Annotated in this window: 8 protein-coding genes; 6 read left to right on the top strand and 2 right to left on the bottom strand. The window is 44.3% G+C overall.

Annotation, left to right across the window (positions count from 1 at the left end; all coding sequences use genetic code 11):
• Nucleotides 1-289 precede the first annotated feature (289 nt).
• Complete coding sequence (locus NSS79_RS24465; RefSeq protein WP_342436490.1) at nucleotides 290-3859, top strand: alpha-amylase family glycosyl hydrolase; 3570 nt, start codon at nucleotides 290-292, stop codon at nucleotides 3857-3859.
• Between the two features lie 131 nt (nucleotides 3860-3990).
• Complete coding sequence (locus tag NSS79_RS24460; RefSeq protein WP_342436489.1) at nucleotides 3991-4329, top strand: hypothetical protein; 339 nt, start codon at nucleotides 3991-3993, stop codon at nucleotides 4327-4329.
• 46 nt (nucleotides 4330-4375) lie between these two features.
• On the opposite strand, the gene NSS79_RS24455 is transcribed toward NSS79_RS24460, so the two are convergent.
• The gene (locus tag NSS79_RS24455; RefSeq protein ID WP_342436488.1) at nucleotides 4376-4681 is read right to left on the bottom strand and encodes a hypothetical protein; all 306 of its coding nucleotides are present in this window, start codon (nucleotides 4679-4681) and stop codon (nucleotides 4376-4378) included.
• Between the two features lie 276 nt (nucleotides 4682-4957).
• Between NSS79_RS24455 and NSS79_RS24450 the strand changes: the two genes are divergently transcribed.
• From NSS79_RS24450 to NSS79_RS24435, 4 genes are all read left to right on the top strand, one after another.
• On the top strand, nucleotides 4958-6091 hold the full coding sequence (locus NSS79_RS24450; RefSeq protein WP_342436487.1) for an amidase domain-containing protein: 1134 nt from the start codon (nucleotides 4958-4960) through the stop codon (nucleotides 6089-6091).
• 92 nt (nucleotides 6092-6183) lie between these two features.
• On the top strand, nucleotides 6184-7665 hold the full coding sequence (locus tag NSS79_RS24445; protein WP_342436486.1) for an oligosaccharide flippase family protein: 1482 nt from the start codon (nucleotides 6184-6186) through the stop codon (nucleotides 7663-7665).
• Nucleotides 7666-7878: 213 nt separating this feature from the next.
• Nucleotides 7879-9843, top strand: a complete 1965-nt coding sequence (locus tag NSS79_RS24440; RefSeq protein WP_342436485.1) for a serine hydrolase — start codon at nucleotides 7879-7881, stop codon at nucleotides 9841-9843.
• Nucleotides 9844-9931: 88 nt separating this feature from the next.
• Entirely contained in the window at nucleotides 9932-11473 is a 1542-nt protein-coding gene (locus tag NSS79_RS24435; protein ID WP_342436484.1) for a hypothetical protein, read from the top strand.
• 63 nt (nucleotides 11474-11536) lie between these two features.
• On the opposite strand, the gene NSS79_RS24430 is transcribed toward NSS79_RS24435, so the two are convergent.
• Complete coding sequence (locus tag NSS79_RS24430) at nucleotides 11537-12253, bottom strand: ABC transporter permease (RefSeq protein ID WP_342436483.1); 717 nt, start codon at nucleotides 12251-12253, stop codon at nucleotides 11537-11539.
• Between the last annotated feature and the right edge of the window lies 1 nt (nucleotide 12254).

The raw sequence follows: 12254 nt of genomic DNA, 5'->3' as shown, positions 1-12254 counted from the left end.
TAGCGACAGATTAATAGGCAAAGAGATTCATTGACCTGGAAAAGTATGGAGACTATAATCATAACAGGAAAATTCATTGGAGATATGAAACTCTGTGTAACGGCGTAGCGGACACTTCCTGAAGACTCTAATTGTAAGCGCATACACATGATGGATCTTTCCAAATTGCCAACGGAGGAGGAGATGAAAGAACCAATGTTGTTAAATTGAAAGCTTTTCTTTTTTTTCTCTTTAATGCAAACGTTTGCGCCACGCTATCCCATTAAAATTAGATCAGGAGGTTGTTTATTTGGCACGCAAAACAGCTCGGAGTTTAGTTTCATGGTTGGTTATTTTTTCGCTTTGCTTCAGCTTATTCGGCTTATCAGGAGGGGCTTCGGCCAGCGATACCGATTATACGGTCACCTATACAAGCTCTACAGCGACAGCTGTGACATTGCACTGGACTACCAATAACTGGACGAATACTGTGGACACGGCCATGGCCAGGAATGGGACCACATTTACGGCGAATATCAATGTGCCGGAGGATGCCACACTAATTTATTGTTATCATATTACGGCCCCGACAGATTACTGGGATAGCAATGGCGGGAAAAACTGGATGGTCACAATTCCGGTTACCGGGAAATACGAAGCAGAGAACGCAGGCTTGTCTGGAGGCGCAAATGTTAATACAAACCACACCGGATATTCCGGGACCGGGTTTGTGGATGGATACACCGCCTCTGGAACAGCTGCAACTTTCAGCGTCCAGGCTTCCAGTCAGGCAGCCTATAATGCTACTCTCCGCTATGCGAATGCAACGGGCAGCGCCAAAAACCTCTCCATTTATGTCAATGGAATAAAAGTAAAACAGACAACTTTGCCAAGCTTGGCCAATTGGGATACATGGGGCGACCAGACAGAAACGCTCTCCTTGCAGGCCGGAAATAATACGGTTGCTTACAAATACGACTCCACGGACACTGGAAACATTAATATCGACTATGTGACCGTCTCTCCTGGAGCTACTCCGTCGCCTACCGTAACACCGACAGCAACAGCAACACCAACAGCAACAGCAACAGCAACACCGACAGCAACAGCAACACCGACAGCAACACCGACAGCAACACCGACAGCAACAGCAACACCAACACCAACACCAACACCAACACCAACACCAACACCAACACCAACACCAACACCGACGGCAACCGTAACACCGACACCCACAGCTATCGCAGCCGGGGTAACGGTTCATATTAAGAAACCATCAAGCTGGAATTCAGCGATGCGAATCCATTATTGGAATCTGAGTCCGGCAACCGTTCCAACAAGCGGGGCATGGCCCGGAATTCTGATGAAGTCGGATGGGAACGACTGGTACAGCTATACGATTGCTGATGCCGCGGGCGCGAGTCTTATTTTTAATGACGGCAGCGGTAAACAGACGGGCGATTTGTCCCGCAGTGTGAAGGAGTCCTGGTATTACACGGATAACGTGTGGTATGAAGCCAACCCGGAAATCCCCAAAATTCCAGTGGTTTCAGTCTCTCCTGCGCCGAAAACATACGATTCTGCCCAGACAGTGAAACTTTCCAGTACCAATAGCGGCGATAAAATTTACTATACAACAGACGGCTCAACACCTACGACAACATCAGCCTTGTATACCTCGCCAATTCAGGTGGCTTCCTCTTTGACCATCAAGGCCTTTGGTGTGAACGCATTGGGTCAAGCAGGAAATGTAGTCTCTTTCGCTTATGTGATTGACTTAAATGCCGATTTTCAAGCCCCGACAATCACAGCAAATTTACCTGTTGGGCATTCTGAGTCCCAGGTCACTGTATCCTTCACGATAAAAGATAACAAGGCAGCAACGACGAGGGCATACTACACAGATGATGGTACGGAACCATCCGCAAGTTCTAAAGCCTATATTTCAGGCAATGCACTGTCCGGCTTGACTGGACCTTCAATACTTATCTCCAAAACCACCACATTGAAGTTTCTTGTGATAGACGGCGCCGGCAATCAAACCACGCAAAGCTTTGTCTACAACATTGGTAAGTCGGGAGATTTCCGGGAAGACAGCATTTATTTCGTGATCACTTCGCGGTTCTATGATGGCGATCCGAGCAACAACGAGCACTCATGGGATGATGCCAAGGCGGGAAATCCGGATTCGGACCCGGCTTGGAGAGGCGATTTCAAGGGGCTGATTCAAAAGCTCGATTACATCAAAGCTCTCGGATTCAGTGCCATCTGGATTACACCTGTTGTGGAGAATGCGAGCGGTTATGATTATCATGGTTATCACCCGATCAATTTTGCCAAAGTTGACCCAAGGTATGAATCGGCAGGCGCTTCCTATCAGGAGCTGATCCATGCGGCCCATGCCAAAGGGTTGAAGGTTATTCAGGATATCGTCGTTAATCATACCGGTAATTTCGGTGAAGAGAATCTGTTCCCCATGTTCAAGAAAGATGAGACCAAGCCGGACACCGTTAACAACATGCTCAAAATAACGGATAAGCTGCCGGCAAACTATGATTCCATGACACCCGATCAGCAATATCAGGCAAGACTTGCCTTAATGAAGACAGAGGGGGCAAATAATAACATTTACCATACGGAGAAAAGTCTTTCCTGGGAATCTTATACCGTACAGACAGGACAGATTGCCGGAGACTGCGTCGACCTCAACACGGAAAATCCTGTAGTAGACCAGTATTTGATTGACTCCTATAACCAATATATTGATATGGGTGTGGATGCTTTCCGTCTCGATACAGTGAAGCATGTGAGCCGGTATATTTTTAATAAATACTTTATTCCTGCCTGGAAGACAAGAGGCGGCTCGGACTTCTTTATCTTTGGAGAAGTGGCCACCCGCTACCGAGATGTATGGAACAGCGGGATTCCGGCAATTTCGACACCATTTTACACCTGGAAATCTTCGAAATCGTATCCGGGTGATAATACAAATGATTACGCTTCCAATAAAGCGTCGGTTGAACAGGAGTGGGCAGATAACTCGACTACAGCAGGACAGCCTACCTCGAACAATGCTTTCCTGATCGGAAATACCTATCATGCGCCTGACTATTCGATGAAATCGGGTATGGATGTAATTGATTTTCCTATGCATTGGGCCTTCAAGTCAGCACAGGAAGCATTCAGTATGAAAAGCGGCGACCAATTCTATAACGATGCAACCTGGAATGTAACCTACATCGACTCTCATGACTATGCTCCCGACCAGGCTCCGGAAAATCAGCGCTTTGCCGGTACACAGGACACTTGGGCTGAGAATCTCGCTCTGATGTTCACTTTCCGGGGAATCCCTGCCATTTTCTATGGCTCTGAAATCGAATTTAAAAAGGGTTCCGTTATCGATGTAGGTCCAAACGCACCGCTCAGCACAACAGGCCGCGCTTACTACGGGGACCATATTGAAGGCAGTGTTACGGTACAAGATTTCGGCAGATATACCAATGCTACCGGAACACTTGCGGACTCGCTCAACTATCCTCTGGCCAAACATATCAGACAGCTCAATTTAATCAGAAGAGCGGTTCCAGCTTTGCAGAAAGGTCAGTATTCTACAGAGAATGTAACGGGCAACCTGGCGTTTAAGAGAAGATATACCGACAACGCCAAAGGCATTGACAGCTTTGCATTGGTTACGATTTCGGGCAATGCCACTTTTACCGGAATTCCGAACGGAACTTACGTGGATGCGGTGACCGGCGATTCGAAAAACGTAACCAACGGCACGATTACACTGACATGCTCCGGTAAAGGAAATGCGAGAGTGTATGTATTAAACGGCAGCGGCGGAATTGGAGTGACGGGTACCTACCTGAAGTAACCAGCAGCATGTCTTATTAAAAGAAGCACCCTCAGCCGGTATTCAACCGTACGGAGGGTGCTTCTACACTTTTATGCAAAGTGATTTACAAAAATTTATTATAATTGAAAACATTATGAAACTTATAGATTATGGCTGGAGTCAAAAAAGTGTATATCCCTACAATCGGCGGTGGGCCGGACGATTCTTTTGAAGGTATAGAGGTGAAGGAGAATACGTTAATCCTTAAATTCCTGCATATGGCTATTGCTCAATCTGAAGAAGACATTGGCCCTGCTGTCGAGGGCGGCGATGAAAAAGAAGTACAGCTTACCGATGAAGCAACCGGTAAATGGATTCCGGAAAATGAAAGCAGCGTGGCTTTTTTATATTTTAAAATAGGGGATACCAACTTGAGTTATTCTTCAGCCAAACCATTCATCCCTCAAGAGTATGAAGCCTCGGCTCGATCCATGATCCCTCTGGAATAGAATTTAGTACAATGAGTTATGGTGAACTAAAGTGATAATGAAGCACCTATGGGGTGTCCCGGGCAAGCCATTTCATGGCTTTTGGGACACCCCATTTCGTGCTGGTGTAAGTTAACGTAAAGGGTGAGTTACGGTTCGCCCGATGTCTTTGATGAGTGGCTTTATCTACTCCTCTAATTTTGGAAAGGTCTTTGGCAACCTTATCCGAGCGAGTAGAATCGGCTTTATGAATCATATGTTGTTCCTTTGATTGAGTCTTATATCCATTTGTTGTGTTGTTTTTAGTACCACAGCCCGTGGAAAGGACAACAATTACCAAGGTCATAAGCACTAACATATACAGTCTTTTCATTAATATCACCTCCATGCCCGTATTTTGCTCAGAGCATAAGGAAATATGTCGTTTTGTTTATGTTAAATAGTGGAACAAAAACAAGGGGGTGGGATTAATTTACTTCTCTAAAAAAGATCATTGTGGAGATATTAATATTCGGGGAAAAAATTAACGCATATTCGGCAAAAGCGATGATTACCGTTTGAATCTTATCACTTGTACTGGCCGTTACAGTAGAAAGAAAAAGGAACATGAACAAAGATTGGTTATTTTCGCTAAATTAGGTGGGGAACTATGAAACGAAGCACACACATAAAATATATATACAAAATAGTTGTGATGATATTGGTTATGACCATTCTGCCATTTTCAGCAAATGCGGCAGTTGCTAAACAAAATAAGGTGGACCATGAAATTAAATCTGCATTGGATGACTTATACAGGGTCAGAGCTGAAGCAATAATCAGCCAAGACCTTCAAAAAGTAAAGGATTATTACCTTGATGATAAAGCCAGTCAACTTGCACTGCAGCATGAAAAAAACAGAATGAAGTATTTAAATAAATGGTCAAATAAAAGAGCTATTCAATTGACACATTCTCAAAGCACTATTCGGATTGTCCGTCAGCGTATTGCAGGAGATCAAGCTGTAGTCTCACTGGTGCAATCCCACAAAGTTGGATATATCTATACAAACAAAATTTTGCCAGAGCAATTTTTCGGAGTTGGAACAAGGCATTTCATTACATTGAAAAAAAGAAACGGACTTTGGAAAGTTTCCAGGGAATGGTACTTAGATCCTTTGGATGAAAATCCGGATAAAGTTTCAGAAGGATTAGACGGGCTAGCCCCTTCCGTTAAGCCACAATCCGATCATACCAGCAGCAAAATGTATAACCGCGATCGTGCTGTCCGTTATGCCAACAAGTATGCCGGAGCTGCTTGGGGGGCCGGTAATCAGCATCGTTACAATAACAAATATTTGGATTACACAAGTAAAGGAGGGGACTGTACAAATTTTGCTTCCCAGGTCATCGGAGATGCTGAGGAGGGCGGGGGTTTGGCTGTGGCAGGGAACTGGCGTTATTTTAAAAATTCAGGTGGAACCCAAACCTGGGTTCAAACAGATTCCTTGAGTCGCTTCCTTATAAGATCTGGATATGGCAAGCTTATTGCTAAGGGTAATTATCTGCAAATTACCAGCCCCTCTGATAAATACCCTGAAGGTGCGATTTCCATGCTGAAGCCTGGGGATCTCATCGGTTATATATTGCATGATGATGATACGGATCATTTCTCCGTCGTTGTCGGATTTGATGATTATGGCTATCCGTTAGTTAATTCACACACCGCTGACCGTTATCGGGTTCCTTTTGATTTAGGATGGGACAGAGATACTAGATATCAGTTATTTCACATCAAAGATTGAGCAAATGAGTGAAGTTAAGGCTTGTCAGCATATCAGGGGCTCACTGTCATACACATAGAAATAAGAACCTTTATGTGATGCAGGAGGGAAAAATGAGGATACCCCGGCTTATCAAACAATTCGTGATCAGAGCCGGCGCCATGTTCGTAGTGAAGTTGATCGGACTCGTCGGCCGGGTGATCCTTACAAGAATCATTGGCGCAGAAGGAATAGGACTGTATCAAATTTCCTATTCCTTTTACGGATTTATCTTGATGCTTACCAGCGGATTTCCAACGACACTTGCTATTGCAACAGCAAAAGCACCTAAACAGGGTTGGGGATTTTTAAAAATATTATCGCTATGTCTTATTCTTTCCTGTGGCTTTTTTAGTCTTGGGGTTTTCTGGAATTCATCAGAGGTTGCCGGGTTTCTGAGTAATCCTGGACTGGAATATGCGATTCGCAGTCTTTCCTTATCTTTATTTGCAGTACCTTTGCTGGGGTTGGTACGAGGGTACCTGCAAGGGCTGAAGCAATTTGGGATAATCGCACTCTCGGAGATTGTTGAGCAGTCGTTCAGATTTGTTTTTATGCTGTTGCTTGTTGGTCAGTTCTTGTCACTCGGTGTAGAGCGGGCAATTGGATATGGATTATACGGCACTTTCATGGGCGCATTTATCTCATTTAGTATGTTGACTATTTTCATTTCACTTAATAAAGAAACTATATCTTCATACAGGAGCAGAGATTCACGTATAACACTCTCTTGGTTTGTGAGAACTTCGTTGGCAATCTCCGCTACCCGTCTGTTTATTCCGCTTTCAGAATTTGTTGATGCCCTTCTTGTTCCCAATCGTCTCGTTGCGGCAGGCTACAGTGCTTCTGAAGCAACCGCTATATACGGAGTTATTTATGGAATGGCCGTCATTGTAGTTTATGCACCTACACTGTTTACCGGAGCATTGAGTCATATCTTAACGAGTCACATTGTTGCTGAGTGGCAAAAGGGAGACAAAAGAAAGTTCATTAGCATTTGTAATACTGCCTTATACACATGCTGGTTATGGGGAGGAGTAACCGGTTTGTTTTTATTTGTGTATGCAGATGAACTGTCTTTTTACATTTTTAATACGGAAAGCGCAAGTCATATGATTAAAGCCTTAGCCCCTATTCCTCTGATCGTTGGTTTTCGTGAGATTTCCACCAGTATTTTATGGGCTCAGGATAATAGGAAAGATCCCTTCTTGGGAATTCTTTCCGGAATCACATGTTCAATAATCATCCAATATTTTTTAGTGGCTATCCCCGGGTTTGGTTATAAGGGGGCTGCTATTGCAATAATTGTACTTGAATTGGTTGCGTCTATATGGAATATGAAAGTTTTACGCAACAAGGAGGTCGCCTTTAAAGGAATAGTGAAACCCTTACTATATGATTTTACATTCGGAATCTGTATTTTATTGGGGATGATAAATTTATTCCAAGACTCCGAATATATCATGAATTTGTGGCGATTTATAACTATAACTATGTTATATTTTATGACCTCGGGAATTTATATTTATTTACGGTGCATACGAAAAATATTATAACAGCCAGCCATACATAGCAGCATATTTAAGAAACAGTTAAGAATCAAATAAAGATTGTTAAGAATTGATTGAGTAAACTAGAAAGGGTATAGGATACCGATGCTGCAGATAAAGGAGGGAGTTACACGATGACATCATAGTTGAAACCTACGGACAAACTATTTATACCCTTTTGCTTATGGAGTGCTAACTAATTCTATGATTAGGAGATTTATGATGAAAAAAATCCTCGGGCTGGCCCTTGCCACCTTGCTTATACTGCCTTCAACAGCACTGGCGAGAGCTGAACCTGTTCAGCGCTCAGACGCAAAGTTAGAACAGGCAGATGTAAAGGAATTCACCAATCAGTTTTTTAAACAGAAAGAAATTCAAGAACAGCTTGTAGGAGCTGCAGTTGTTGTGGTTAAAGATGGCAAGGTATTGCTTAACCAAGGTTACGGTTACGCTGATGTTGCCGCCAAGAAACCTTTCGATGCAGATAAGACCGTATTTCGTCTGGCTTCCGTCTCCAAGCTGCTTACCTCTGTGGGGATCATGCAGTTGGCTGAGGCAGGCAAGGTTGATTTGAATAAGGATATACAGGGCTATTTGCCTCATTTGCAAATTCCTAATAAAACAGGGTCCCCGCTTACTCTTAAGCATTTGATGACCAATACTTCGGGTTTTGATTTAGGGGGCTCCCCTGAGCCTGGTAAAGCCTACAGCTTGGAGGACTATGTAAAAGCAACAGTGCCCACTGTTACCCGTACACCTGGTGAAGCCTACAGATATAACAATTATGGATTTTCTCTGCTGGGCTACATTATCGAACAGACGAGTGGCTCAACCTTTGAAGAATATATGAAAAAAGGCTTGTTCGAACCCTTAGGTATGAATAACAGTGATGTGCTGTTCAATAGTGAGGTAAAGAAGGCCATTGCTACCCCCTATGATGTTACACTGAAGCCTCAAGCACAGATCCCCAATATCCCTGACAGCGGTCCGGAAGGACTCATGTTCTCAACAGGCAGTGACATGGCGAAATTCCTTCAGGCGATGGTTAACTATGGACAACAGGGTTCTAAGCGCATCTTAACGAAAGACTCAGTCTTGGAGATGGAGAAGAACAGTGTGACTATTCATCCTGATATTCCGGGGAGCGGTTATGGCCTGGAGACTATTTATCCGTCGTCTTACAATGGATACACTGTCGTTGAGAAGGGTGGCGATTTACCCGGATTTCATAGCAATTTATGGTTGCTGCCTGAAGAGAATACGGGAATATTCGTTGTGTTTAACAGTGATAAAGGCAACCTTCGGGCCCCCTTCTTTGAGCAGTTTATGAACCGCTATTTCCCAGATAAAGGGATAAGTCCTGTGATAAAAACGCCGAAGCCAACGCAAGAGCAATTGCATCCATTCGAAGGCTTATATCAGGATTTGCGTAACCCTGGCTGGACCTACGATATTAAGGCCGGTGATGGAACTCTGCTGGTGTCAGATCCTTTGGGAGAGCATGTCTTAGGCCAGTCGAAGGAGCTGCTGTTCTATGATGAGGATGGAGTGCCTGCAGGCTTCAAAGCGGATAAAGACGGGAACATTGAATACTTCTTCTACAACAACGCCGGTAGTTGGTCTCAGAAGCTTCCTGAGCCTGCGAAATATTCTGATGTTCCAGAGAACCATCCTTACGCAAAATATATTTATGCGCTCGTTCAATTGGGTGTGATTCAGCAGGATCAGGATACATTTAAGCCGGAAGAACCCCTGACAAGGGGCAAATTTATTGCCCAGTTGTTTAAGTTTACAGATTTTCCGCTTTCTACAAGGCCTAGCCAGTTTAGTGATACTAAGGGCCATCCGTATGAGGCCGTAATTCAGACTGCAGTTGAAAGCGGAGTCGTATCGGGATTTTCGGATGGAAGCTTCCGCCCGGATGAGCCTGTGACCCGGGAGCAGGCAGCGGCTATGATATGGAGGCTGGTGAAGCAAAATATAATTATTGAACCTGTAAAGGCTGAGCTAAGCGAGGATGTCAGCCCATGGGCATCTGAAGGGGTACAATTCGTAGTGGGCCTTCATCTGTATGGTCCTGATGTTGCAACGACTAATGGAACAGTACAATATCGGCCTAAGGATATGCTGTTAAATCAAGAATCTGCTGTGCTGTTGGGATTGCTTATTCAGAATTTGTACTAATATAGAAGCAGGCCGAAATACAAGTTAGACCCGCAGAAGGGGATGCCCTCTCCCTCTGCGGGTCTTTAATTTTTGGAGGAGCTTGACCTTGCAGTATACTTCAACCTTTATACTGGAAGCAGTGATGAAGAAATGTATTAAGTTGAGCTACAGCAAAAAGGAGCTATGTACTATGAATAGCAACATCCTTCCTGACAAAGAAAAGCTATGGTATTGGCAAGAAGAGCTGAATAGAGTCGGCCCGCGATTTACTGGAAATAAGGCACATAGAAAGCTGATTGATTTCTTCGAACAAGAATTAACGGACATGGGACTGAAAGTCAGCCGGGACAAGCATGTGTTCACAAAATGGGAAGCGAAGCAATGGAGTCTGTCTGTGCAGGCGGAACATGGCGGCATAGAGGAATATCCCGTTACGTCCTACTACCCCTATTCAGGAACAACCACAGAGGATGGCGTTGTGGGTGAACTGATCTATTGTGGTTCAGGACCCGGAAATTTCAAACAGGCGGCTGGGAAAATCGCGATTGTGGAAGTAACCGTTTCCAAACTTCCCTCTTCGGTAGCACTTAGAAAAAGAACCTCGTTTCCTAAAAGCGCAAAGCTTCCTTTCGGACTAAGAAATTCTGTTGTTAGTTCGTTAATGAAGGGTCCGGATTTAGTAGAGGCACAACAAGCTGGAGTGTTAGGTGTGATATGTATCTGGAAAAAGATATCCGCAGAAAACGTTAGGGGGCAATACCTTCCATTCACAACTGGACTTAAAGATTGTCCGGCTCTATGGGTAGACGGGAACACGGGAGATCAATTGAAGCAGCTAGCCCTCCGGCATGCAAAAGCACGTTTAGTACTGCATGCTGACATCAAGGGAAATGCTGATAGCGATACGCTTTATGCCATTCTTCCGGGAACGAATAGAAGCGAAAATATCCTGATCAATACCCATACAGACGGACCGAATGCCTGTGAGGAAAACGGAGGGGTTGGTCTGCTGGCGATGGCAGAGTATTTCTCAAAGCTTCCATTGGAACAGCGTCAAAGGGACTTAGTGTTTGTGTTCGTTGCAGGCCACTTTCAAATTCCGCAATTCGGCATACAGGGTCAAGCCACTACACGCTGGCTGCATGATCATCCTGAACTTTGGGACGGAGTAGGAGGCCATCAGAAGGCGGTGGCAGGTCTTACACTGGAGCACTTGGGATGCAGGGAATGGAAAGATAATCAGGAGAATAGCCGATACAGCGGCACCGGAAATCTTGAAACTGAACTTGTGTATACAGCAAATGAGGTGATGAATACAATTTATTTGGATTCGCTTAAGGGAAGAACGAAAGTGAGAAGTATAACGTTGAAACCGATAAACAATATACATTTTGGCGAGGGGCAACCGTTATTTGACGCCGGGATACCGAATATCTCACTTGTTCCAGCGCCAGACTATTTATGTGCAACAGGACCCAACGGATATTTAGACAAGCTGGACATTGATTTTATGGATGAGCAGATAGCGTCATTTATTAAAATGACAACCGTAATTGACCGTACCCCCGTAGAAGTATTGGGTCAACCAGAGCCCTATGCCAAAGGTCTGCTGGGTTTCTTGGTAAAGGACGCAAACGAAAAGCATTAAAACAGCGGCATTTTGGGCGTGTTTATCATGTCTGGACTGCCGCTGTTTCGGTCTGCAGGATACTTATATATCAGCATATCTGAATGTTCTTAATGCCAATAAAAAGGCGGCAATCCCCACCAGTGACAATAGCCCCATACTTATAAAGTAGCTGGACCACTCCAAGGCCAGAGAATTGCGTAATCCGTTGACAAACCATTGAAAAGGGTTAAACCGGTTGAGCGTCTGCACCCAGCCCGGGGCATTATCCAAGGAGTAAAATGCGCTGCTGCAAAGCAATAGCGGAATGGTAATCATATTCGTTAGGATACTTACATTGCTCTCCGTCCGGCTCAGGCTGGCAGCAAAAAAGCTAAGAAAAACATAGCCAATCGTAGCGATAATTATCACCGGTATCAATGCAACAATCGAACGTACTGCAATATTCAGCTCAAAAACAAAAATACCTGATATCAATACGAGGATTGCGCACACAAGAGAAGTCAGTGTCCATGCCCCTGAAATACTGCATATATATTTCCAGAGAGACATAGGGGTTACACGCAGCAGATTGTATACACCTCTTCGGCGCTGTGTCAGGACCGCGAAGGATGTGGTCATGAACGAATAGAACAAAATGCTGACAGCCATCATGCCGGTTAGTATGCGCTCAGGGTAATCCGGAACTTGTATAAACATTCCCAAGCCAATGGTTCCGCCTATCGGTAACACAATCGACCAAAATAATAAAAATGGATCACGGGTTGCTGATTTAAGCGTAAGTTTGAAGATAGTTTTCATT

It is taken from the genome of Paenibacillus sp. FSL L8-0436 (genome assembly GCF_038593025.1).
In the GTDB taxonomy this organism is placed as follows: Bacteria; Bacillota; Bacilli; order Paenibacillales; family Paenibacillaceae; genus Paenibacillus_AQ.
This window is presented reverse-complemented; position numbering and strand designations above follow the sequence as displayed.

Excerpts from the sequence above, each read along its gene's own strand:
- NSS79_RS24460 (WP_342436489.1), top strand. The coding sequence starts at position 3,991 with ATGGCTGGAGTCAAAAAAGTGTATATCCCTACAATCGGCGGTGGGCCG.
- NSS79_RS24455 (WP_342436488.1), bottom strand. The coding sequence starts at position 4,681 with ATGAAAAGACTGTATATGTTAGTGCTTATGACCTTGGTAATTGTTGTC.
- NSS79_RS24450 (WP_342436487.1), top strand. The coding sequence starts at position 4,958 with ATGAAACGAAGCACACACATAAAATATATATACAAAATAGTTGTGATG.
- NSS79_RS24445 (WP_342436486.1), top strand. The coding sequence starts at position 6,184 with ATGAGGATACCCCGGCTTATCAAACAATTCGTGATCAGAGCCGGCGCC.
- NSS79_RS24440 (WP_342436485.1), top strand. The coding sequence starts at position 7,879 with ATGATGAAAAAAATCCTCGGGCTGGCCCTTGCCACCTTGCTTATACTG.
- NSS79_RS24430 (WP_342436483.1), bottom strand. The coding sequence starts at position 12,253 with ATGAAAACTATCTTCAAACTTACGCTTAAATCAGCAACCCGTGATCCA.